This window comes from Xanthobacter sp. SG618, from assembly GCF_012932745.1.
GTDB classification, from domain to species: domain Bacteria; phylum Pseudomonadota; class Alphaproteobacteria; order Rhizobiales; family Xanthobacteraceae; genus Xanthobacter; species Xanthobacter flavus.
Map to the genome: position 1 here is coordinate 41483 of NZ_JABBHL010000011.1, position 24014 is coordinate 65496.

At 66.4% G+C, this 24014-nt stretch carries 19 protein-coding genes; 7 read left to right on the plus strand and 12 right to left on the minus strand.

Annotation, left to right across the window (positions count from 1 at the left end; genetic code table 11):
* Positions 1–80: 80 nt before the first annotated feature.
* The 3 genes from FHT36_RS23070 to FHT36_RS23080 form a co-directional block, all read right to left on the minus strand.
* The gene (locus FHT36_RS23070) at positions 81–2903 is read right to left on the minus strand and encodes a cation-translocating P-type ATPase (protein ID WP_210257947.1); all 2823 of its coding nucleotides are present in this window, start codon (positions 2901–2903) and stop codon (positions 81–83) included.
* A gap of 67 nt (positions 2904–2970) precedes the next feature.
* On the minus strand, positions 2971–3600 hold the full coding sequence (locus FHT36_RS23075; RefSeq protein ID WP_169124925.1) for a glutathione S-transferase family protein: 630 nt from the start codon (positions 3598–3600) through the stop codon (positions 2971–2973).
* A 269-nt stretch (positions 3601–3869) separates the two neighbouring features.
* The gene (locus tag FHT36_RS23080) at positions 3870–4643 is read right to left on the minus strand and encodes a ferredoxin--NADP reductase (protein ID WP_168457481.1); all 774 of its coding nucleotides are present in this window, start codon (positions 4641–4643) and stop codon (positions 3870–3872) included.
* Between the two features lie 192 nt (positions 4644–4835).
* On the opposite strand from FHT36_RS23080, the gene FHT36_RS23085 reads away from it, so the two are divergent.
* Both FHT36_RS23085 and FHT36_RS23090 read left to right on the plus strand, forming a co-directional pair.
* Positions 4836–6440 (plus strand): acyl CoA:acetate/3-ketoacid CoA transferase, encoded by a 1605-nt coding sequence (locus tag FHT36_RS23085; protein WP_246702403.1) that lies wholly within the window; start codon positions 4836–4838, stop codon positions 6438–6440.
* 41 nt (positions 6441–6481) lie between these two features.
* Complete coding sequence (locus FHT36_RS23090; protein ID WP_169124809.1) at positions 6482–7165, plus strand: TetR/AcrR family transcriptional regulator; 684 nt, start codon at positions 6482–6484, stop codon at positions 7163–7165.
* A gap of 25 nt (positions 7166–7190) precedes the next feature.
* On the opposite strand, the gene FHT36_RS23095 is transcribed toward FHT36_RS23090, so the two are convergent.
* The gene (locus FHT36_RS23095; RefSeq protein ID WP_169124810.1) at positions 7191–7895 is read right to left on the minus strand and encodes a toll/interleukin-1 receptor domain-containing protein; all 705 of its coding nucleotides are present in this window, start codon (positions 7893–7895) and stop codon (positions 7191–7193) included.
* A 350-nt stretch (positions 7896–8245) separates the two neighbouring features.
* Here FHT36_RS23095 and FHT36_RS23100 point away from each other — a divergent pair, with 350 nt between their 5' ends.
* The 3 genes from FHT36_RS23100 to FHT36_RS23110 are packed head-to-tail and all read left to right on the plus strand — an operon-like array spanning position 8246 to position 11428.
* Complete coding sequence (locus FHT36_RS23100) at positions 8246–9721, plus strand: NADH:flavin oxidoreductase (RefSeq protein ID WP_169124811.1); 1476 nt, start codon at positions 8246–8248, stop codon at positions 9719–9721.
* A gap of 31 nt (positions 9722–9752) precedes the next feature.
* On the plus strand, positions 9753–10661 hold the full coding sequence (locus FHT36_RS23105) for an NAD(P)-dependent oxidoreductase (protein ID WP_210257948.1): 909 nt from the start codon (positions 9753–9755) through the stop codon (positions 10659–10661).
* Positions 10658–11428, plus strand: coding sequence for an enoyl-CoA hydratase/isomerase family protein (locus tag FHT36_RS23110; RefSeq protein WP_169124812.1), 771 nt, complete (start codon positions 10658–10660; stop codon positions 11426–11428). Before FHT36_RS23105 ends, FHT36_RS23110 begins: the two co-directional genes overlap by 4 nt.
* Positions 11429–11433: 5 nt before the next feature.
* On the opposite strand, the gene FHT36_RS23115 is transcribed toward FHT36_RS23110, so the two are convergent.
* From FHT36_RS23115 to FHT36_RS23130, 4 genes are all read right to left on the minus strand, one after another.
* Positions 11434–12447, minus strand: a complete 1014-nt coding sequence (locus FHT36_RS23115; RefSeq protein WP_169124813.1) for a hypothetical protein — start codon at positions 12445–12447, stop codon at positions 11434–11436.
* A gap of 125 nt (positions 12448–12572) precedes the next feature.
* Positions 12573–13343 (minus strand): 2-keto-4-pentenoate hydratase, encoded by a 771-nt coding sequence (locus tag FHT36_RS23120; protein WP_169124814.1) that lies wholly within the window; start codon positions 13341–13343, stop codon positions 12573–12575.
* Positions 13340–14143, minus strand: coding sequence for a shikimate dehydrogenase (locus tag FHT36_RS23125; protein ID WP_169124815.1), 804 nt, complete (start codon positions 14141–14143; stop codon positions 13340–13342). Before FHT36_RS23125 ends, FHT36_RS23120 begins: the two co-directional genes overlap by 4 nt.
* A 164-nt stretch (positions 14144–14307) precedes the next feature.
* On the minus strand, positions 14308–15303 hold the full coding sequence (locus tag FHT36_RS23130) for an ABC transporter substrate-binding protein (protein WP_169124816.1): 996 nt from the start codon (positions 15301–15303) through the stop codon (positions 14308–14310).
* A gap of 276 nt (positions 15304–15579) precedes the next feature.
* On the opposite strand from FHT36_RS23130, the gene FHT36_RS23135 reads away from it, so the two are divergent.
* Complete coding sequence (locus FHT36_RS23135) at positions 15580–17055, plus strand: coniferyl aldehyde dehydrogenase (RefSeq protein ID WP_348644555.1); 1476 nt, start codon at positions 15580–15582, stop codon at positions 17053–17055.
* Between the two features lie 97 nt (positions 17056–17152).
* Here FHT36_RS23135 and FHT36_RS23140 read toward each other — a convergent pair whose 3' ends face one another.
* Positions 17153–17671 (minus strand): MarR family winged helix-turn-helix transcriptional regulator, encoded by a 519-nt coding sequence (locus FHT36_RS23140; protein WP_210257949.1) that lies wholly within the window; start codon positions 17669–17671, stop codon positions 17153–17155.
* Between the two features lie 519 nt (positions 17672–18190).
* Here FHT36_RS23140 and FHT36_RS23145 point away from each other — a divergent pair.
* A complete protein-coding gene (locus FHT36_RS23145) occupies positions 18191–19126 on the plus strand; it encodes an ABC transporter substrate-binding protein (protein WP_210257950.1) in 936 nt (311 codons plus the stop codon).
* A 40-nt stretch (positions 19127–19166) separates the two neighbouring features.
* Here FHT36_RS23145 and FHT36_RS23150 read toward each other — a convergent pair whose 3' ends face one another.
* Genes FHT36_RS23150 through FHT36_RS23160 form a run of 3 tightly spaced genes read right to left on the minus strand, consistent with a single transcriptional unit; the run spans position 19167 to position 24001 of the window.
* Positions 19167–20588, minus strand: a complete 1422-nt coding sequence (locus tag FHT36_RS23150; protein WP_169124818.1) for an amidase — start codon at positions 20586–20588, stop codon at positions 19167–19169.
* A gap of 2 nt (positions 20589–20590) precedes the next feature.
* Positions 20591–21112 (minus strand): aromatic-ring-hydroxylating dioxygenase subunit beta, encoded by a 522-nt coding sequence (locus tag FHT36_RS23155; RefSeq protein ID WP_169124819.1) that lies wholly within the window; start codon positions 21110–21112, stop codon positions 20591–20593.
* 12 nt (positions 21113–21124) lie between these two features.
* A complete protein-coding gene (locus FHT36_RS23160; protein ID WP_169124820.1) occupies positions 21125–24001 on the minus strand; it encodes an FAD-dependent oxidoreductase in 2877 nt (958 codons plus the stop codon).
* Positions 24002–24014 lie beyond the last annotated feature (13 nt).

Consider the following 24014-nt stretch of genomic DNA (forward strand, 5'->3'; position numbering starts at 1 on the left):
GCGCCGGGTGTCGAAAGGCTGTGTGGGACTTTCGGCGCCCCGGTCTACGACGGGCATCTGACAAATCGACGACAGGCCACTCACGCCACGCGCCTGCGCCGGAGCGCCCGCGCGGCGAGCTTCCACAGCTCGCGCGTCCAAATGACCGAGCTTGCCACCGCCGTGCACAGCAGCCAGTCGCGCGCGGTCAGTGGCACGGTCGAGAAGGCCTGCTGCAGCGCCGGCAAATAGAGCACCAGCGCATGGAGGAGGAGCGAGCCGGCCACGGCGGCGATGAGCCAGCGGTTGGCGAAGGGCCGCACGAAGGCGCTCGCGGTGTCGGAGCGCGCGTTGAAGACATTGAACAGCTGGAACAGAACGAGGGTGGTGAAGGCCATGGTCTGGCCATAGGCCAGCGTGCCCTGCCCCTCCACGAGCCCGCCCGGCAGGGACAGGTCGATGACGAAAAGCGTGCCCGCCGCCATCACCGCGCCGACGAAGACGATGCCCGCCCACATGGTGCCGGTGATGACGCCCTCGCCCCGCCGGCGCGGCGGCCGCGTCATCACGTCCCCATCGGCCGGATCGATGCCGAGGGCGAGCGCGGGCGCGCCGTCGGTCACGAGGTTGATCCAGAGAATCTGGGTGGCGAGCAGCGGCAGCGCCACGCCCCCGCCCGCCGCCTCGGCCACGGCCGAAAGGCCGATGCGCCCGGCGAGGAGCAGGCCGAGGACCATGGTCATCACCTCGCCGATGTTGGACGACAGCAGGTAGCGCAGGAACTTGCGGATGTTTGCGAAGATCGCCCGGCCTTCGGCGACGGCGCGCACGATGGTGGCGAAGTTGTCGTCCGCCAGCACCATGTCGGCCGCCTCCTTCGACACGTCCGTGCCGGTGGTGCCCATGGCGATGCCGATGTCCGCCGCCTTGAGGGCCGGCGCGTCGTTCACCCCGTCGCCGGTCACGGCGACCGTCTCGCCGGCCCGGCGGAGGGCCGCGACGATCCTCAGCTTGTGCTCGGGATCGACACGGGCATAGACGGACGCCTGCGCGACCACCCGGTCCAGCCCGGCCTCATCCAAAGCGGCGATGCGGGCCCCGGTCACGACCCCGGCGTCCACCGGAATACCCACCTCGCGGGCGATGACGGTGGCGGTGGCCGGATGGTCGCCGGTCATCATGAGCGTGCGGATGCCCGCGGCATGGGCCTGCGCCACCGCCGCCCGCGCCTCGGGCCGGGGCGGGTCCATCATGCCGATGAGGCCGATGAAGACGAGGTCGCGCTCGTGCTCGGCGGTGACGACACCATCCGCGAGGTCAGGGGCCGGCAAGGCCCGATAGGCGACGCCCAGGGTGCGCAGTGCCTCGCCGGCAAGCGCGTCATTGGCGGAAAGGATGGCGGTGCGGCGCGCCGCGCCGAGCGGCACCTCGGCCTCGCCCCGAAGCTCGCCGGTGCAGTGGGCGAGCAGCACGTCCGGCGCGCCCTTGGTGACGAGGATGAGGTGGGAGGGCCGTTCCGCGTCGCTGTGCAGCGTGCTCATGAGCTTGCGCTCGGACGAGAAGGGCACCTCGCCCAGCCGGGCGAAGCGCGCATCGAGGGCCGGGGCGCTGAGGCCCGCCTTTCGCGCGGCGACGATGAGCGCACCTTCCGTGGGGTCGCCATGCACCACGAAACCATCGGCGCCTTCGTGAAGGATGGCATTGTTGGCCCGCTCGGCGGCGATGAGCGCGCGCTCGACCTCCTGCTCCAGCGCCGGCCGGTGGGCGGGCGCGTCGGGAAATTCCAGCGCGCCGTCTGGGGCATAGCCGGTGCCGGTGAGGGCGACGCTGCCGCTTGCCGTCACCACCCGGCGCACGGTCATCTCGTTGCGGGTCAGCGTCCCGGTCTTGTCGGAGGCGATCACCGTGGCCGAGCCCAGCGTCTCCACGGCGGCGAGGCGGCGCACGATGGCCTTGTTGCGGGCCATGCGCTGCATGCCCAGCGACAGCACCGCCGTGACCACCGCCGGCAGGCCCTCCGGCACCGCGGCGACGGCGAGGGCGACGCCGAGGATCAGCACATTCAACACCTGTGGCAGGTCGCGCACGCCCTCCATGAGGAGGATGGTGCCGATGACCGCGCCGGCGATGGCGAGGACGACGGCGCCGAGCACCCGGCCGACGCGCTCCAGTTCCCGCTGGAGGGGCGTCTCGTCCTGCGGCGCCTTCTCGATGAGGCCGGCGATGCGCCCCATCAGCGTCTGCATGCCGACCGCCGTCACCACCGCCCTGCCGTGGCCATAGACCGCATGGGTACCGCTCCACACCATGTTGGCGCGGTCCGCCGGCTCGGCCCCGTCCGGCAGCGCCGCCACGTCCTTCGCGGTGGGCACGCTCTCGCCGGTGAGCGCCGCCTCCACCGTCTGCAGCGCGGTGGCCTGCAGGAGGCGGCCGTCGGCCGGAATGGTGTCGCCTTCCGCCACGAGGATGACATCGCCGGGCACGAGCGCGGCGGCGTCGATGGACAGGGTTTCGCCGTCGCGTATGACCCGCGCATGGGCCGCCGAAAGCCGCCGCAGCGCCGCAGCGGCGCGCTCCGCCCGCGCCTCCTGCACATAGCCCATGGCGGCGTTGAGGAGCACGATGGAGAAGATGGCGAGCGCCTCGTAGGGCAGCGGCGTCGCGCGCTCATGCAGCCAGATGGCGGCCGAGATGGCGCCGGCAGCGATGAGCATGAGGACGAGGGCGCTGGCGAACTGGTCGAGGAACCGCCGCCATCCGCTGCGCGCCGGGGCGGTGGCGATCAGGTTCGGGCCGAAGGCCGCCTGCCGCCGCTCCGCCTCGGCGCCGGAGAGGCCGCGCTCGGCGTCGCTGCCCAGCACGGCAAGCACCGCTTCGGCGGACTGTCGGTAGGGCTCGGACGAAGCAACGGCGATCGGCAGCATGACGCTACGATAGCCGCATGGTGGCGACATGGTGCTGACACAGAGCAAATATCCCGCGGGATTCCGCTCAGGTCCGGTAGCCCTCCTCGGCCAGCACCTGCCGCACCACGGGGCGGGCACGCAGGCGCTGGTAGTGGGCCTTCACCTTGGGAGGCATGGGGATGCCGGTGCGGTCGGCCCAGAACTCGTTGTAGAACAGCGCCGCATCGGCGATGGAGAAGCGCTCGCCCACGGCGAAGCCCTCGGCCGGCAGGCGGCGTTCGATGATGTCGAACCCCTGTGTCACGATCTCCCGGCCGTGTGAGGTCACGTCGTCTTTCAGACGTCCGCTGTCTTCCGGCGCGACATAGCGCTCGGCCACGAACACGCGGGTGAAGCCCTCGCCGTGCAGCTGGCCGATGGCGAAATTCATCAGCTCTTCGGCCTGCGCCGCCAGCGCCGGGTCCTCCGGCAGGAGCTTGCCGCGCGGATAGGTGCGGGCGAGCCAGAGGGCAATGGACCTGAAGTCGCACAAGGGTTCGCCGCCATCCGGCACCAGGGTCGGGATGGTGCCGCGCGGGTTGATCTTGAGGTAATCGGGACGCAGGTGGTCGCCGGCGGGGATGTTGATGATCCACGCCTCGAACGGCAGTTCCAGCGTCTCGAGCAGGATGTGGATGCCCGTGGAGCAGGACCCGGGCGTCATGTAGAATTTCATGGCCATGGGGACAGCCAAGCAAGAAGCGTGACAGGGCGGGGGGCAGGGGCGAAGCCGTCACGCTTGGCCTGCGCGGCCATCTCCGCTTCGTCCACCCGCGCCCGCCTTTCAAGGCCGTCATCGCCCGCCTCGTGCGGGCGATCCACGGAACGGCCGGGGCGGCTCCGTCTGGACGAGCACCCTTCCTGCGGCGGGGTGGATCCCCCGGACAAGCCGGGGGATGACGGCTGCGGGAGAGCCGTGCGAGCGGCAGCACTCCGCCGACGCCGCTACTTCTCCACGAACGCCTTCTCGATCACATAATGCCCCGGCTCCGACATGCTGCCCTCGGCGAAGCCCTGCGCGTCGAGCAGGCCGCGGATGTCGGCGATCATGGCGGGGCTGCCGCACAGCATCACCCGGTCGTGCGCCTTGTCGAGGGGCGGCAGGCCGATGTCGGTGAAGAACTTGCCGGAGGTCATCAGGTCGGTGAGTCGGCCCTGGTTGCGGAACGGCTCGCGCGTCACAGTGGGATAATAAATCAGCCGCTCGCGCACCTCCTCGCCGAGGAAGGGGTCTTCGGGCAGCTCCTTGGTGAGGTAGTCGGAATAGGCCAGTTCCGCCACCGTGCGGCAGCCGTGGGCCAGCACCACCTTGTCGAAGCGCGCATAGGTGTCGGGGTCGCGGATGATGCTGAGGAAGGGCGCGAGCCCCGTACCGGTGCCGAGCAGATAGAGGGTGCGGCCGGGCAGGAGATTGTCGTGGATGAGGGTGCCCGTGGGCTTCTTCCCCACCAGGATGCGGTCGCCCACCTTCAGATGCTGGAGGCGCGAGGTGAGCGGGCCGTTCTGGACCTTGATGGAGAAGAATTCCAGCTCCTCGTCATAGTTGGGCGAGACGATGGAATAGGCGCGCACCAGCGGGCGGCCCTCCACCTCCAGCCCGATCATGGTGAACTGGCCGTTGATGAAGCGCAGCGCCGGGCTGCGGGTGGTGCGGAAGCTGAACAGGGTGTCGGTCCAGTGATGGACGCTGAGCACTTCCTGCGTCTCGAAATTGCTCATGGACGATCCGATGGCTTAAGGCCACGCGCACGGCGCCGGACGCGCGCAAGGGCGCGCCCGCGGGGCACGGGGCGAATTGACGATGGACGGATCCAGACATATAACTAACTAGTGAGTTAAGCAAGACGGAGCCCGGCGCCAGAAGGCCCGGCGGCACCGCGGCATGGGTAGGAATGGCAGGGGAGGATCGGCATGGCGATGCGCGTGCTCAGCGCGGACGAGGCAGCGCTTCTGGTGGAGAGCGGCGACACCCTCCTCATCGGCGGCTCGGGCGGCGGCCATGCGGTGCCGGACACCCTGATCGCCGCCGTGGCCGAGCGCTTCCTGAAGGAGGGCGCACCGCGCGGCATCACCACCGTGCATCCCGTGGGCCTCGGCGACCGCAAGACCCGCGGCGTCGGCCACCTCGCCCATGACGGCCTGCTAAAGCGCGTGGTCTGCGGCACGCTGGTGGATTCCCCGCCAGTGGAGAAGATGGCGCTGGAGGACCGGGTCGAGGCCTATACCCTGCCGCAGGGCGCGCTCTCCCAGCTCACCCGCGAGATGGCCTCCGGCCGTCCGGGCCTCGTCACCCATGTGGGCCTCAACACCTTCATCGATCCGCGCCTCGGCGGCGGGCGGCAGAGCCCCTCGGCCACGGAAGACCTGGTGGAAGTCGTCCAGCTCGCCGGGCGGGAATGGCTCTTCTACAAGCCCTTCGTGCCCAACATCGCCTTCCTGCGCGGCACCACGGCGGACGAGGACGGCAACATCTCCATGGAGCAGGAGGCCATCTTCGGCGAGATGATCTCTATGGCGCAGGCCACCAAGCGCGCCGGCGGCATCGTCATCGTGCAGGTGAAGCGCCTCGCCCGGCGCGGCACGCTGAACCCCAAGATGGTGAAGATCCCCGGCATCCTCGTGGATGTGGTGGTGGTCGATCCCGGCCAGATGCAGACCTATGTCTCGGACTACAATCCCGCCTATGCGGGCGAGTTGAAGATCCCCCTCTCCGCCATCGCGCCCTTGCCGTTCGATCCGCGCAAGGTCATCGCCCGACGCGCGGCGCTGGAGCTTTATGCGGGGGCGGTGTGCAATCTCGGCTCCGGCATCTCCACCGGCATCGCCACCGTGGCGGCGGAGGAAGGCTGCCTCGATGCCATCACGCTGACCAACGAGCAGGGCCTCATCGGCGGCGCGCCGGCGAGCGGCAACGAGGTGGGCGCCAGCCGCAACTTCCACGCCATGATCGACCAGCCCTACCAGTTCGATTTCTACGACGGCGGCGGGCTGGACATCGCCTTCCTCTCCTTCGCCGAGGTGGATGCGCAGGGCTCGGTGAACGTCTCGCGCTTCTCGGACCGCATCATCGGCCCCGGCGGCTTCATCAACATCTCGCAGAACGCCAAGAAGGTGGTCTTCTCCGGCACCTTCACCTCCGGCGGGCTCGACATGGCCTGGCCGGACGGCCAGACGGTGATCCGCAAGGAGGGCAGGGACCGCAAGTTCGTGGATCGCCTCCAGCAGCTCACCTATAGCGGCGCCTATGCCGCCGGCATCGGGCAGGAGGCGCTCTATGTCACCGAGCGCGCGGTGTTCCGGCGCGGCGCCTCCGGCCGGCTGGAACTGATCGAGATCGCCCCCGGCATCGATCTGGAGCGCGACGTGCTCGCCCACATGGACTTCCGCCCGGACATCGCCGGGGATTTGCGGCCCATGGATGCCGCGCTCTTCCTTCCGCAATCGATCGGACTTGAACAGCGGCTCGCCGTGTCGCAACGTTCGCCGCGCGGGCTCGGCGCAAGACTCAGCGCTTGAGCTGGCCCGTTCCTGTCACGCCGCCTGTTCCGGATCTTTCGATGCCCGCATCCCCTCCCGCCCGCAAGGCGGCCCGCTCTTCCAACGCCGCCCCCCAGCGCGAGGCGGCGACGCGGGATGCGGATAAGACGCGGCTGAACATCCTGGAGGCGGCGGAAGCTGAATTCGCCGCCAAGGGCCTCGCCGGGGCGCGCGTGGACGTGGTGGCCGAGGAGGCCGGCGCCAACAAGCGCATGATCTATTATTATTTCGGCAGCAAGGAAGACCTGTATCTGGCGGTTCTCGAGCGCGTCTACACGGACATGCGCATCGCCGAGGCCGAGCTGGCGCTGGAGGCGATGGCGCCGCTGGAGGCCATCACCTGCCTCACCGAATTCAAGTTCGACTATCCCGCCCAGCACCCCCATCTGATCCCGCTGCTCAACAGCGAGAATTTGCTGGGGGGCGAATATCTGCGCCGCTCGCTGCGCCTGCGGGAGATGCAGATCTCCCTCATCGCCCGGCTGGAAGCCATCCTGGCGCGCGGCGCGGCCGACGGCACGCTCCGAGCCGGCATCGACCCGCTGCATCTCTATCTGACCATCTCCGCCGTCAGCTATTTCTACTTCTCCAACAACCCCACCCTCTCCACCGCCTTCGGCCGCGACCTCGCCACCCCCGACGAACGCGCGGCGCGGCGCCGGCATGTGGTGGATGTGGTGACGCGGTATATCGAGAGGGTGTGAGGGGGGCGACGGCCTGTTGGCGCCCTTAAGGTCTTTCCATGCTTAGGAGATCTTCAGCGACTTGGTAGATGCTCGCCGCGACAGTCGAGAGAGCGGTATCGCGATCAGGCAACGTCGCGACGGCTTTTGCATCCTTGGGCAGGGCCTGCAATTTTCCAAATGGCGCATAATGCCACAAACATTCACGGGCTATCACGGGGATTACCCTGGCTTGACCCGCCTCATGCCGCTCCATGGCCCTCTTCATTTCGATATCGTAACAATAATTCGAATTAATGAAGTCAACACTTATTATTAGTATAATAATATCGGCACATTCCAACTTTTTTGAGATCAATCCATTCCATTCTTCCCCCGCCTTTATCATTCTATCATCCCAACTCTGGACCATATTTAAACGAGATAGCGGATGTAAATGCTTAATTAACTCACGCTTTATTTCTTCGTCGCTATGACTATAAGAAACAAACACATTAAGATGTTTCTTTTTATCGTAATTAATAGGGAAATTTACAAATCTAACTTTTCCGCCTGGGCCTGGCGCAACTTTAATTAGATTTTTTGCCAGTAAAGAGGCCTTTACTTTGTCATATCTATCGTCTGCCCACCGCAGAGATTTACGCATATCGGAATTGCTTATAGAAATATCATTATTTCCACAAAGCTTCAAAAGGCGATCCAAAAATCTTTCGTCAAAACTCTTAATTGGCTTACGTTTCTTCCCAACCATTGGCCTGCCCCTGAGCAACGACTGATTATCGACGTTATCTGATACAACCCTCCTCCACCAGTGCCAAGGCAGAGCTAGAAATGGCGGAATCTAGGAGCTGATCTATCAGCTTCGCTCCAGATGGGCTGACGACCGGGGCGGCTACCCAATGAGCACTCCTCGCCCTCCCCCCCCCCTTGGGGATAGTATTTCCTTCTTATGGGCATCGTGGACCTCCTTTCCCGCATTGACAGCCCCATGTCGTCCATATTAACTAACCAGTTACATAAGCAAGAACGCTCACCGAAACGCCCGCGCTGTCCTGCACGACGCCCGAGACGCGCCCCGAGAAACACCCCAAGGAGCCCTCCATGAAGTATGGGGATTTCCCGAAGATCACCTCGTTCAACGGCGTCGCCGGCTTCCGCGCGCATCTCGCCGAGCTGGGCGCGGACATGCCCTGCGACGACATCGTCGCCCACGGCCCCGACCAGCCGCTGGCCGCTCCGCTGACCGTGGACGGCATGACCATCGGCAACCGCTTCGCCATCCACCCCATGGAGGGCTGGGACGGCACCCGCGAGGGCGCACCCACCGAGAACACGAAGCGGCGCTGGCGGCGGTTCGGCGAGAGCGGGGCGAAGCTCATCTATGGCGGCGAGGCGGTGGCCGTGCGCCATGACGGGCGCGCCAACCCGCTCCAGCTGGTGATGACCGAGGCGGCGCAATCGGCCATCGCCGGCCTGCGCGAGACGGTGATCGAGGCCCACAGGGAGGCCACCGGCAATGACGACAACCTCGTCATCGGCCTCCAGCTCACCCATTCCGGCCGCTTCTGCAAGCCGAACGACAATCGCAAGTTCGAGCAGATGATCCTCTACCGCCATCCGGTGCTCGACCGGAAGTTCGGCATTCCGGAGGAGTATCCGGTGATGTCGGACGACGACATCTGGCGGCTGATCGACGATTACATCACCGCCGCGAAGCGCGCCCAAGCCTGCGGCTTCGACTTCGTGGACCTGAAGCACTGCCACGGCTATCTCGGCCACGAATTCCTCTCCGCCCGCACCCGGCCCGGCGCCTTCGGCGGATCGCTGGAGAACCGCACCCGCTTCCTGCGCGAGCTGGCCGCCGGCATCCGCGCCGCCTGCCCGGGGCTGAAGTTCGGCGTGCGCCTCTCGGCTATCGACCTCATCGCCTACCGGCCCGATCCGGCGGCGAGCGTGCCGGGCATCCTCGGCCCCGGCGTGCCGGAGAATGCGGCCGGCGCCCTGCCTTACGTCTACGGCTTCGGCACCGACGCGGGCGACCCGACCGCCTACGACCTCAACGAGACCTTCGAGATGTTCGAGGTGCTGCGGGCGCTCGACATCCACCTCGTCAACGTCACCTTGGGCAGCCCCTATTACAATCCCCACGTCACCCGGCCGGCGAGCTATCCGCCCTCGGACGGCTACCAGCCGCCGGAAGACCCGCTGCTGGGCGTGATGCGCCATCTGGAGGTGGTGCGGGCGCTGAAGGAACGCTTCCCGGACTTCACCCTCATCGGCTCCGGCTACACCTATCTGCAGGAATTCCTGCCCAACGTGGCGCAGGCGGTGGTGCGGCAGGGCTGGACGGATTTCGTCGGCCTGGGCCGCATGGTGCTCTCCTATCCCGATCTGCCGCTGGACGTGCTGCACGGCCGCGCCTTCCAGAAGAAGAAGGTCTGCCGCACCTTCTCCGACTGCACCTCGGCGCCGCGCAACGGCATCGTCTCCGGCTGCTATCCGCTGGATGCGTTCTACAAGAAGTCCGAAGAATTCAAGCAGCTCGCGGCGGTGAAGAAGGCGGCGAAGACCGCTTGAGATAACCGCTTAAGTCATCCGGGAGGACACCATGGCGGAGATCGCACCGGGGGCGCGGATCGCCTTCCTCGGCACCGGCATCATGGGCGGCCACATGGCCCGGCGGCTCGCTGAGGCCGGCTTCCGTGTCGCCGCCTGGAACCGCAGCCGGGCGAAGGCGGAGCCGCTGCTTGCCTCCGGCGCCACCCTCGCCGGGACGCCCGCCCAAGCGCTGGCCGGGGCGGAGGCAGCGGTGGTGATGCTCTCCACCGGCGCGGTCATAGACGAGGTGCTGTTCTCCGGCGCCGCCCTCGATACGCTGAAGCCCGGCGCCATGCTGGTGGTGATGAGCTCCATTCCCGTGGAGACCTGCCGGGCGCAGGCCGCGCAAGCCGCCGCGCGCGGGCTCGCTTACGTGGATGCGCCCGTCTCCGGCGGCGAGGTGGGGGCGCGGGACGGCACCCTCGCCATCCTCGCGGGGGGCGATGACGCCACCATCGCCGACCTCTCCCCCCTCTTCGCCCCCATGGGGCGGGCGACGCGCATCGGGCCGGTGGGGACGGGGCAGCTCGCCAAGCTCGCCAACCAGATCATCGTCGGCGCGGCCATGGCCGGGGTCGCCGAGGCGTTCGCCTTCGCCGCGAAGGGCGGTGCGGACCTTAAAAACCTGCGCGCGGCGCTGATGGGCGGCTTCGGCGACTCGAAGGTGCTGAACCTCCACGGCGCGCGCATGGCGGCGCGGGATTTCGTGCCCGGCTCCCCGGCGCAATATCAGCTGAAGGATCTGAAGACCGCGCAGGCGCTGGCGGGGGAGATGGGGCTGAGCCTCACCTTGCTCGACACGCTGACCGGCCTGTTCACGGACATGATGGCCCATGGCGGCACGGACCGCGATGTCTCCGCCATCTTCGAGGAGGTGGAGCGCCGCTCCCCCCGCGCCCGCACGGGAGAAAAAGCATGAGCGACACGGACGGCGCCATCCGCGTGACGCACGAGGGGGCGGTGGCACGCCTCGTCATCGACCGGCCGCGCAAGCACAATGCCATCACCCCCGTCATGGCCCGCGACCTCGCGGCGGCCTGCGCGGCGCTGGATGCGGACGATGCCGTGCGCGTGGTGCTCCTCACCGGCGGCGGGGAGAAGGCGTTTTCCGCCGGCTCGGACATGAATGCCCTTGGCGAGATCACCGACCTCTGGGCGTTCCGCAACCGGGTGGAATACGCCGCCGTGGTGCGCGACATGAGGAAGCCCGTCATCGCGCTGCTGCGCGGCTGGGTGCTGGGCGGGGGGCTGGAGATCGCGCTCGGGGCGGACATCCGCATCGCCGGCACCTCAGCCAAATTCGGCGCGCCGGAGGTGACGCGCGGCTGGGTGGGCGGCGGCGGCGCCTCCCAGATGCTGCCGCGCCTCGTGGGCTACGGGCAGGCCATGCGCCTGCTGCTCTCCGGCGACACCATCGATGCGGCGCGCGCGCTCGCCATCGGCCTCGTGGAGGAGGTGGTGGAGGACGACGCCCTCGACGCGCACGCCACGGCGCTGGCCCAGCGCATCGCCACCTTCAGCCCCCTCGCCACCCAGGCCGTCAAAGCCGCCACCCGCGCCGCCCTCTCCATGCCGCTGGACGCCGGCATCCGCCATGAGAACGAACTGCACGTGATCTGCATGAGCGACCGGGGCCGGCAGGAGGGGATCAAGGCGTTTCAGGAGGGACGGGAGGGGCGGTTTTGAGGGACTTATGGCAATCGAACTCCACGGCCGTTGAGCATTTGAATAAAGGCGGCCGGGTCTTGGAGCCCGACCAAGCCATACTCATTGGCCATGCGCCGAGCTGTGACATTCCTGTCGCCAGACACACTCCTTCTATTGATACGACTCTTTAAAAATCGGACAATGGCATCTTCACCTGCGATCGTTAAGCCAACCTCCGCATCTAAAGTTGTCATTAACCTGACAACGATGTCATTGAATCCGACGACCCCGAAAAGCGACAGAGTTACCTCTTGCCCCAATACCAAGGGGCGGCCGACGCCTATCGGAGGGTCCATTTTTGTCCCCAACGGATCTGGGCCCATCATCTTTTCATAATTTGAAGCCGCAGTCTCGAGATACTGGTTTACCCGTCCATTTCTGTGTATAATAGAATTCCTCAATTCTTTAAAATATCTATAGCAAACGAGTAGCTTTAACGCGTTTTCTCCGGAATAATATCTCTTTTCTCTTAAACTTTTCCCAAAACACACCGCCATAACCAAAGAATTAGCGGCGCCAAGTTGCCTCATCATCCACGTCCAATTTTTCTTTCCATTGGACGTATCGTAGAATTGGCATGAATCAATCATTTTTTTTCTAATGTTATCTTGCGATTTTGTTCTTGGATTTGGATAAATTTCATCCATTAAATCGTCAAGCCATCCCTCGTATATAGCAAATATATTTATTAACACTATTCTTGCTACTATCTGCTCCTGATTCGACCAATCGGATGTTATAAATGCTTTTTCCAAACTCGCCCTCTTCAAGCCTGCAATATCCCGATATTCCGGTCGCAAATTGCGTGGAGACTGGAATGCCTTAGTTAGAGCCAATCGCCTTTCTGAAGGTGACATATCTTTATATTTGTAAGATTTAGATCTCGCGAACACCAAAGCCGAAACAGTAGGCCAGACGAAATCAAACAACTCCGTCATCCTTCCAGCTGCTTCATCAGTACAACGGAAAAAAAATTTACGAGCCTGAGACATACGCATCGCGCCCCGCTTCTGACTTCCATTTAAGCCAGTGACCATAGAATATAGTCAGCATCGACCTTTGCAATACGTCCCTCGTTGGATCCACGCATGGCAACGTGACGCCGCTGCCAAATCCCCAAACCTCACTTCGTTACAAAGACGTCTGCCCCCACCGCCCCGAAATCCGCCTCCGCCCGTCCCGCCCGCTCCAGCCGCACCGGCGTCGTCGCCGTCCCGGTGGTCACAATCTGCCCAGCCAGCAGCGGCGCGAAGAGGGGCTGAGCGTTGGCGAGGTGCTGGACGGCCTTGAGGGGGTCGCCGAGGATGCGGGCGCCGCTGCCGGTCTCGATCTTTGTGCCGTCGATGAAGAGCGTGACGGGGCCGGCGCGGTCGAGGGCGCGCCAGTCGGTTATAGGCGTTCCGGGGATGAAGGCGCCGTTGCCCATGCTGTCGGCGAGGCGCAGGGCGCCGGGGGCATCCGGCGGCACCCTGCCATCGGCGATCTCGAAGGCAGGGATGAGCGCGGCGACCGCGTCAGTGATCTCCTCCAGCGTGTAGGGCGTTTCGCGCGGGGGCAGGTCCCGCCCCAGCAGGAAGGCGAATTCGCATTCCAGCAGCGGCGCGATGAAGCGGGAGAGCGGCACCTCCGCGGGAGATGGAAAGACCCAGCCGGAGAGCAGCGGGCCGGCCACCGGCCGCGTGCCGCCATAGGCCGCGCGGTCTTCCTCCTTCAGCGCCGTCACCTTCCATCCGCGAATGTCTTCACCCGAGAGGCGGACGATCTCGGCCTGCACCTGGTAGGCCTCCTCCGGTGTCGCGGGCAGGCGCGCGTCGGCCGGCAGGTCCGCGAGCCGCGCCTCCTGCCGCGCGGCGTGGAGGAGGCCGGCGAGGCGGGCGGTGTCTTCCGGGCTCATGGCGTGGCCTGCGGAGCAAGGCCGAAATAGGCCATCATCAGATCGCGCTGGCCATCCAGCATGTGCTTGCCCTGGTGGATGGCGCAGCCGCGTGCGGCGGCGGCGTGGAGGAGGGCCGTCGTCTCCGGCTTCATCAGCACCTCGGCGACGAGGGTTTGCGGGTCCGCCTTCTCCACATCGAAGGAGAAGGGATCATCCGGCTCAAGGCCCAGCGGCGTCGCATTCACTGCAAGATCGTGGCCGGAGGGGTCACGCGTGCCGAACGCCGTCTCGATCTGCGGGTAGGCCGCCTTCACCCGCGCGAGCAGGGCCTGGCCGATGGCGGGCGTGCGATCGAAGATCGTGAGCCGCGCCATGCCCGCCCCCGCCAGCGCAAAGGCAATGGCGCTCGCCGCCCCGCCGGCGCCGGCGATGTAGACGGATTTGCCCTGCGGCCCCCACCCCGCCTTGGCGAGGCCGGCGACGAAGCCGTGGCCATCCAGCATGGTGCCGGTGAAGCTGCCATCCGCCTCCCGCCGCACGGTGTTCACCGCGCCCACTTTATCCCCGTCCCCCACCAGCCGGTCTACAATGCCCGCCACCCGCGCCTTGTGCGGCGCCGTGACGATGAAGCCATCCAGATTGGCGATGGACTTGAGACCCGCCATGGCGGTTTCGAGTTCGTCCGGGCGGATGTGGATGGGCACGCAGACGGCATCGATGCCGTGCTCGGCGAAATACGCATTGAACACGAGCGGCGTGCGCACATGGCCGACGGGATCGCCGATGATGGCATAGAGGCGGGCGGTGCCGGCGACCATGGGGGCTCCTCTTGGTAACTATCTGGTTAGGTGGTTTTCAGCGCGCGATTTGAGGCGCGCATGCCCCCGCCTTGCCGGCGGGGGCCGTTTCGATTCAGCTGACAGCCTGCCGAACGGCACCGATTCCCCTGGTGAAAGGGGGCCTGACAGCACCGATATCGCAGTCAGTTCGGCAGGAAATCGTTGGTGTAGAACTTCGCGCCCTGGGCAGGATCGAGGTCCACGCCGGAGTATTTGCTGAGGATATCCAGCGTGCCGGAAATATCCTTGGGGTCCGTCCACAGCGGCGGCTTCTGCTCTGTGAGGGCGGTGTGGAGAAGCGGCAGGGTCACAGTCCAGCTGGCAAGAAGAGTCTCGCGTTTACCGGCCTTGGGGTTCACCTTCAGCATGGCATCCACGGCGGCCTGCGGATTCGACTTGGCCTCCGCGATGGATTTCTGCAACGCGCGCAGGAAACGCTTGGCGAGGTCCGGATTCTTCTCCAGAAGGTCCGGCCGCACGATGACCGAGCCGTTCACCGTATTGACGCCGAAATCGGCGAAAAGCATTGCGTAGACAGGCTTTCCGGTGGCTTCCTCGATCAGCGGCTTCTGGTCGTTGACGTTGCCGAGGAGGAAGTCGGCCTGGCCGGAAATCACAGCATTGCGCTTGGTGGCGGCATCACCGGTGATGACTTTCACTTGGCTGTCCTGAATGCCGTTGACCTTCAGAAGGGCCGGCCACAGCTGGGAAAAGCTGTCGCCCGGCGTATAGACGACAGTCTTACCAATCATGTCCTTGGGGGTGCGGATATTCTTGTCCGCGAAACCTTGCACGGCCATGGGGCTCTTCTGCAGCATGATGCCCACGGCCTTGATGGGGGCGCCTTTGACGGCCGCCTTCACCATGGTGCCGAAATCCGCATAGCCGAACGTCGCCGACCCCGCCGCCACCGCCTGCACGGTCGCCCCGGAGCCGCGCCCCTCCTCAACCGAAAGCTCAATGCCTTCGGCGGGGAAATAACCCTTCTCGATGCCGAGATAGAAGGGGGCATGCTCGCCGTAATTGTACCAGTTCAGCAGCAGCGTCACCTTGTCCGCTGCGGCGGCTGAGAGGGTGCTGCACAGCAATATGCTCGCAGCACCCAGAGCCCATGCGCCGAATGTCTTCCCAAGCGCCATTCTATCCTCCCGCTCACGCGCTCGCATCTTGGCGAGCCTTGTTGATTGTCTCCGTTCCACCACCTTGGCGGGTGGTTGGAACGGGCGGCCGCCCCACCGTGCGGAGGGGTTCGGCCTCGATTATCTAACCATATAGTTACGTCCGACACGTGACCTGTCAAATGCCCTTCCGAGGCGGCGGTGTGCGGAAAATCGTACCTGCAAATTTTGTCGCTGATCTCGAGCCTTGTGGGCCTACAATCTGCACCCTGCGGGGGCGAGAATCCGGAGAATGGCGTGAGCGGGCCAGGCCGAACGGCGGAGCAGACCCCGACGGAAGGGACGGAGCCCCATCCGCCGCAGGGCGACACCCCGCTGGCCCTTATGGCTCAGCTCTTCGCCGCCCAGCGACACGCCTCGCGGCAAGAGCCTCCCCCACCGGCCGAGGCCCGCCGGCAGGCCTTGTCGGCGCTGGAAACGATGGTGCGCAGCCATCTTTCCGAGATCGCCCAGGCCATCTCGCAGGATTTCGGCGGGCGGGCGGTTGCCGAGACGGAACTTCTCGAAGCGGTGCCGCTGCTCGGCGCCGTGCGCCATGCCCGGCGCCATCTCGCCCGCTGGATGCGTCCGGAGCGGCGGCTTGTGGCATGGCAGTTCCTGCCGTCCCGCGCCTATGTGCGGCATGAGCCGCTGGGCGTCGTCGGCATCCTGTCACCCTGGAACTATCCCCTGCTGCTCACGCTCTCGCCACTGGTCGATGCGCTTGCCGCCGGCAACCGGGCGCTGCTGAAGCCGTCCGAGCTGACGCCCTGCTTTTCCGCCCTGCTGGCGCGCCTGGTGAGCGAGGCCTTTCCCGCGGATCGCGTCGCGGTCGTCACCGGAGGGCCGGCGGTCGCGGCGGCGTTCTGCGCCCTGCCGTTCGATCACATCGTCTTCACCGGCTCCGGCGCTGTCGCCCGCAAGGTTCTGGCCGCGGCGGCGCCGAACCTCACCCCCGTGACTCTGGAGCTGGGCGGCAAGTCGCCGGCCATCGTCTGCCCGGACTATCCCCTCGCCGCCGCCGCGCGCAGCATCGCGCTCGGCAAGTTCCTGAACGCGGGCCAGACCTGCATCGCGCCCGACTATGTGCTGGTGCCCCACGACAAGACCGAGGAACTCGCTGAGGCCATCCTCGCGGAGGTCAGGCGCGCCTGGCCGACTATCGAAGACAATACCGACTATACCGCCGTCATCGAGCCGCGACACTTCGAGCGGCTTGCCACGGCCGTCGAGGAGGCGCGCGTAGGCGGAGCGCGCACCTTCGTCCATGGGATCGCGGGTGAGAGGGGGCGCTTTCCGCCCACCATCGTGCTGGATGCCCCGCCGGACAGCGTGCTCCTGCGGGAGGAGATATTCGGTCCGGTGTTACCCATCGTCCCCTACCAGAACCTCGATGACGCCCTGGCCTTCATCGTCGCGCGGGAGCGACCTCTGGCGCTCTATTGCTTCACCCATGACCGCGCCATGCGCGAAAAGCTGCTCGACGGCGCGACATCGGGCGGCGTGACAGTGAACGGCACATTGCTGCACGTGGCGCAGGAGGGGCTGCCCTTCGGCGGCATCGGACCGAGCGGCATGGGCGCCTATCATGGCCGCGACGGCTTCCTGCGCCTCTCCCATGCACGGGCGGTGCATGTCGCGGGACCGGTCAACGTGCTGGAATGGCTGGGACCGCCCTACGGCCGCTTCGCCCGCTTCGTCGCCGACCTGATGATCGGACGACGGAAGGGCTGAGCGTTCGGGGTGTGTCAGGAAGAGCCGATGGCACAAGGCCCGCCCACTGATTTCATTGCCCGACTTGGGACGAACGGGTCAGACCTCGGCCTGGCGTTCAATCCTCTTCCCGTCCGCGGCGACGGCGAACCTTGAAATCGGCCTTCAGCTCCGCGCGGCTGTAGTGATTGTTGCCCTCCACCAACTGGGTCAGCATGGCGAGGAAGGCCGAGCGATACTCCGGATCAAGCGGCTCCAGCAGACGCTGCTGGGCGCGAACCATGGCGCTGTACATCTCGCCCACCAGCGCCCGTCCCTGCTCGGTGAGGAAGGCGTTCATGGCGCGCCGGTCCGTCTCCGACCGCTCACGGCGGACGAGGCCGCGCTCGGAAAGCCGTTCCAGCACGTCCGCGACGTTGGTGCGATCGATGCCCACCTCGACGCCGATGGTGCGCTGGTCGCTGCCGGAATGCTGGAGCAACGTGGTCATCAGGCCGTACTGCACGGGCGTGATGTTGAAGGCCTTGCACTCCTCCAGGAAGATGGCGGAGTGGATCTGGTGCAGCCGGCGCACGAGATAGCCAGGGCGCTCCCAGAGCGGCATGGTCGGCGAAGAACCATCGCGCGCGGCAGGCATCTCCCGGGGCTCGGCATCCGCGCGAACGCGTGAAGCCGCACCGTTCCGCGCACGTGCCGGCTCCTGCTCGGGGGGCTGTCCGGTCTCCTGGGCCTTCTGCGCCCCCCTTCGCCGGCGTCCCGCATCCCGACCGCGGGCGGCGGTTGCGTCCAAGGCGCCGGAAGCCGTCATGTCCTTCCCCTTCAAAGCCTCACCTTCCATCTTTCTCGAACGGCGGCGCGAGACTGCACTGCGCTGCATAACGCCTTGGCCGGAAAGGATGGGAGCACAACCACCGCCACGCCGGCAAGCGCCAGCACCTCTCGTCGAATCCCGCTCTGGAAGAGCCTTCCCACCAAGGGCACGTTTCGTGCAGTGTACCACATTGTATCACGCTCGATACGGGCTTTTCCCGTGAGGCAAGAACACTGGAAGCGCTATCAGAAAAGGATCAATCCGATGTTTGGACTGTCTGCCCCGGCCCTCCTTGCATCAATTATGAGCTGTATGCTGATTACCCTCCCAGCACATGCAGCAGATGTGATCCGCGTACGGCTCGACTGGACGCCATGGGGTAACCATGCCCCATTCCACCTTGCCGCAAAGAAAGGCCTGTTCGCCGCGAACGGGCTCGACGTGGAGCTGGTGGATGGAATCGGCTCCGTGTCCACCGTGCAGATCGTCGGCAATGGCGAATATGACGTGGGCCATGCGTCTCTCGCCCCCATGGCGATCGCCCGCGCCAAGGGATTGCCGGTGAAGGCCATCGCCGGCTTCATACGCCAGAACGACATCGGCCTCCTCGTTCCGAAAGACAGCGGTATCAACGGTCCGGCTGACCTGAAGGGCAAGAAGCTCGCCTTCACCGCGGGCTCGCTGGAGGCCCCCTTCATCGATCGCTTCCTGACCGCCGGCGGTCTGAAGCGCTCGGACGTGGAACTGGTGGCCGTGGATGCGTCCGCAAAGGGCGGCACCTACATGGCTGGACGCTCGGACGGGGTCTTCTCCACCGTGCCCTTCATCCTGCCGGTGGTGAATGCGCAGCGCCCGTCCAACACCATCAATTTCACGACCTATGGACTGGCCTTCCCCAGCTTCGGTCTGTTCGCGACGGAGAAGACCATCGCGGCCAAGGCCGACGCCCTGCGCCGCTTCTCGAGCATCGTTGCCGGCATGTGGACCTACATCATGAACGGACACGAGGATGAGGCCGTTGCCGCCATCGTGGAGGCGCGACCCAATGCCAAGCTCAATCCGGCCATCCTGCGTCAGCAGATCGACGTGCTGAAGGGCTTCGTCTCCACCCCGGCCACCCAGGACAAGCCCATGGGCATCATGGCCGAGGCCGATTGGACCAAGGCGCTGGACGTGCTGGCGGAAGGCGGGCTGGTGCCCGCCGGCCAGGCTGCGCCCAGCTATTTCACCAACGACTTGATCGATACCAATCTGTCGAGCCGGATCGCATCCGGGAAATAGGACGCATCTCCCGCAGCCGGCCACCCGGCTGCGGGAGTTTTCAGATGGAAAGCCCAGTAGCGGAACAGACCGGCGGGGGCATCTCGGCCGCAAGACCCGCAGCCGCCGAAAGCAGCGCCATGTCGGCGTTCCACCGTCCCACCAGTTGGACGGCGAGCGGACCGCCATTTTCCGCAAGCCCGACGGGAACGGCGAGCGCGGGGTGGCCGGACAGGTCGAACAGGGACAGGGCCGATGTCCATTCCGCCCGGAGCGGACCGACCGCCTCGCCGTCGATCACCAGCGGCTCCGAAAGGTCGAAGTCCGCCGCCACCAGCGGTGCAGAGAGGCAGGGGGTCAGGATAAAGTCGTACTGCGCGAACTTCGCCTGAACGCCCCGGAACAACTGGGCACGGGCCACCTGCGCCCGCATCAGATCGAGCGCGCTAAAGCCCCGCGCGGCCTCGATCCCGGCCCTGAGCGCCGGCGAGAGCCGCGCGAAATCTTCTGCGGAGGTCGAGGCGAAACGCAGCGCCCAGTTGGTCTGCTGCAGGGTGCTCCAGATCGGATCGGGCGCGGCGAGGGCGTAGTCCTCCTCGACCACCTCTGCGCCGAGACGCTCCAGCGCCTGCGCCGCCACCCGGGTCGCGGCCTCGACTTCGCGCGAGACGCGGGCATTGCCGGCGCGCATCCACAGGAGCACGCGGGAGCCCTCCAGACTTGCGGCGGCCGGGGCGAGCGGCGGCGCCCGCAGACTCCAGGGGTCAGCCGGCGACGGGCCGGCGATCACGGACAGGGTCGCCGCAATGTCGGCCACGCTGCGGGCGATCAGCCCGAGATGGATGAAGCTGCCGAACGCATCCGGCACACGCTCGTGGGGCACGAGGCCGAGGGTGGGCTTGAAGCCATAGGTCCCCGTCGCGGCGGCCGGCAGGCGGCTGGAGCAGCCGGCGTCGGTGGCGAGCGATACCGGTGTCACCCCCAGAGCGACGCTCGTTCCGGCGCCGGAGGAGGAGCCGCCACAGGTCAGCCCCGGCGCGAAAGGGTTGAGCGTCAGCCCGTTGAGCGGCGACGAGCCGAGCGGCGAATGGGCAAATTCCGTCGTCGTCGTCTTGCCGATGATGATGGCACCGGCCGCCCTGAGCCGCGACACGGCCGCAATGTCCGAGGCTGCGGGCTGGGCGGCGGCGAACAGAAGCGAACCCCAGCGGGTCGGCAGGCCGGCACAGTCCAGGATGTCCTTGACCGAGACCGGCACACCTGTGAGCGGCCCCGGCGTCTGTCCAGCAGCGATGCGGGCATCCATGTCCGCCGCAGCGGCGCGGGCCCGGGCGCCGTCGAGGGCGGCGAAGCAGTTGAAGCCCGCCTGGGCCGCCTCCGCACGTGCCAGCGCCCCGTCCAGGCTTTCCGTCACCCGCCGCGTGCCGGCCGCATGAGCTGCAGCAAGGCGCGCGACTTCGCTCTCTCTTCCGATGCCGTCCATGCTCACACCGGGATGCACAAGGCGTTGTCGATGAGCAGGCTGTCATAGATGCAGACGCGCGAGGCGAGCTTGAGGCCCCCCTCCTCCCGCACGAAGCGGTCGATGTAGCGCCCCACCTGATGGATGGTCGCATCCGGCCGGTCGAACAGCACCTGGAACACCACATAGTTCGCCGTGGCATCGATGCTGCCGTCCGCGGCCTCCGCGACCTTGATGTTGCCGACCATGTGCCGCAGGTAGCGCGGCGCGAACATGGCGGTCTTTTCCAGCGCGAAGGCGCGGTCGCGGATCATGCCGCGATTCTCGCAATAGATGAGGCCGACCGGCAGCTTCCGGTCGTAGTTCTCGCGCGAGATGATGTTGTAGAAGCCGTTGACGGTGAACATCTCGGCCCAGTCCGCGAGGCGCTGCTCGTCGAGGGCGGAGGCATAGGCCTCGTTGAAGGCCTCCACCTCGGCCTTCAGCAGCAGCGCATCGATAAGATCGTCACGGGAAGGCGCGTTGGCGCTTGCAGGGTTCAGCATATTCGCACCTCCTCAGGCGATGCCCATGGCGTCGCGCCAGTGGCGGTACATGGCACGGATGGCCGCTTCCGAAATGAGCGTATCGGCAGTGCCCGCCTCGGTGCCGGGATCGAGCTTTACGAGATGCTCGCCGCCAGGCACGCCCAGCATGCCGTCCTGGACGAACTTGATGGCCTCGTTGTCCTCCAGCCCCAGAAAGCCGGCCGGCCCCATGAGGTTGCCCTGGCGCAGGCGATGGCGGGTCATCTCCTCGTCGTCGCCCTCGAAGCCGAACATGGTCCATTTCATGATGAACTCGTTCGGACCGGTCGGCACGATATGGCGGATGCCCAGCGTGTTCATTTCCCGCTGCACGATGAGGTTCGGCCAGATGGTCGCCATGGTGACGGACCACGGGCTGTCGAACTCGTCGATGAAGTCCATGAAGCGCGGCTCCTCGAGGGTCATTCCCTCCTTGTAGGCGCGCATTTCCTTCTTCTTGTCGGCGTCGATGTGGGTGGTGTCCGACTTGGCGGAGGCCATCACCCCGTGCCGGCCGGAAGGGTCCGCCAGCATCAGCGACTTGTTGCCCGCCACCAGCAGGCCGAACGTGACCAGGAAGGTGTGCAGCAGGGTCGCGTGATAGGGGTCCTTGAGGTTCTCGTGATAGAGCTTCCAGTTGCCCGGCAGGCTATGGCGGTAATGGCCGAGCAGCTTGGGCTTGCGGCCGTCGAAGGTGGCCTCGAACTCGCGCAGCACCTCGGGACCGAGATAGTCCGGGAAGCTCTCCATGCCGTCGGCATAGGAGGCGAAGACGACGCCCCGATGGGTGGTGACGTTGAGCTGCTTCAGGCCATGGTCGGCCGGCTTGAAGTCCTTCGGCATGCCGCCCTTGCCGTCCACGCCACGGCGGAAGGGCACGCCGACGAGGTTGCCCTTCAGGTCGTAGGACCACTGGTGATAGGGGCAGACGAACTCCTTGGCGTTGCCCGACAAATCCCGGCAGAACTCGGCCGCGCGATGGGCGCAGCGGTTCTCGAAGACGTGGATCGTCCCATCTTCTGCACGGGCCACGACCACGGGGGTGGGGCCGACATTGGACCTGATGAAGTCGCCGGGATTCTCAATCTCGCATTCCAACGCGACGAAATTCCATGTGCGACCGTGGAAGATGCGCTCCACCTCGCGCTGGTACACGGTCTCGTCCGTGTAGACCCAATCCGGGATGATGGAGAGGCCTTCCTGCGGCCATACGTATTTCTTGGCGAACTGGACGTCGGGGCTCGCGCTCATGTCGTCCTCCTCGGGATCGATCGGCGTGGGTTCGAATTCTCCCGGCGCAAGAAGACGCGCGCCGTGGGCGGCAAGGTCGAAGGGGGTGTCGGATGCCAATTCCGCGCGGGCGGCGCGGATGGCGGCGGCATCAGAGAAGGCGATCACGGCAGTGACGCGCCCGTCCGCGAGGGTGCGGTAGACGGCACCCGCAGCGCCGTCGGTGCCGCTCAGGGCCACGTCGTCGCTGGTGCCCGGCACGCCCAGCATCTGGATGTTGAGGCCGAACTGGTCAGTCCAGAACCAGGGCGCCTTCTCGGCGCGGATGGTGTCGTCGCCGGCGATGCTGCGGCCGGCGGCGGCGCCCTGTTCCTCGGCATTCTGCCAGCTCTCGAGCCGCCCGCGCCGGCCATTGAGCGGCGCATGATGGAGCGCGCAATCGCCGGCGGCCCATATGCCCTCGACGGAGGTGCGGCCGGCAGCATCCACCACGATGCCGCCCGCCACCTCGCAGCCGGCAAGGGCCGCGAGCTCGGTCTCCGGCACAAGGCCGACGCCCACGAGAACAGTGTCGGCGACGACCTCGCCCGCCGTGGTCGTGAGAGCCAGAGCCCCGTCCCGCGCAGTGATGGCCTCGACCGCGACATCGCGCCGGACCTCGACGCCATTGGCTTGCGCGAGCCTTCGGAAGGCCGCGCCAAGGCCCGGCGGCAGGAGGCGCGACATCAGCTCGCCCTCGCGCTCCAGCAGCACGACCTTAAGGCCGCGGGCACGCGCTGCGGAGGCGAGTTCCAGCCCGATGAAACCGCCGCCGACCACGGCAACGGTGCGGGCGGACGCAAGGGAGGAGGCGATGGATTGTGCATCCTCAAGGGTCCTGAGGTGATGCACGCCGGGCAGATCATGGCCGGGAACACCGAGCCGCCGGGCCGTGCCACCGGTGGCGATGAGGAGGGCGGCGTAGGGAATTTCCGCGCCATCCGAGAGGGTTGCGACACGTGCCGCCGCATCGACGGCGGTGACGCGCACGCCCGGATGGAAGGTCACGCCCAGCGCCGCCAGATCGGCGGGTGGTAGGCGGCAGGCGGACGCGGGATCGAAGGTGTCGCCCAGCGCTTCCTTGGAGAGCGGCGGCCGTTCATAGGGCAGATGCGGCTCGGCGCCGACGAGGTGGATCGGCGCGGAAAAGCCGGCCACCCGGGCCGCGCGGATGGCAGCGGCCGCCGCCTGCCCGGCGCCGGCGATCACCAGAGGAAGTGGCTCGACACTGGTGATTTCAATCACTTGGCCGGCATCCGCCTCACTCTCCGCAGCGGGGCTTTCGCTGGCGCTTTCGAGGTCGACGAGCACCGCGCCGCCCTCCACCTTGGCGGCGTAGGTGGCGAGGTCTCGGGTCAAGGGAGCGCATAAAGCGCGGCCGGTTCGGATGTCGAAGACGCCCTGGTGGAGGGGGCACTCGATGGTGCCGTCCTCCACATAGCCGTCCTTCAGGAAAGCCAGCGCGTGGGTGCAGATTCCGTGGGTGGCGTGGACCTCATTTCCCATACGAAACAAGGCGATAGGAACACCGTCCACCTCGACGCCGGTGACACCGCCGTCGCGCAGCGCGTCGAGTTCCGCCACCTTCCTGAAGCCCATCGCGTCCTCCCAC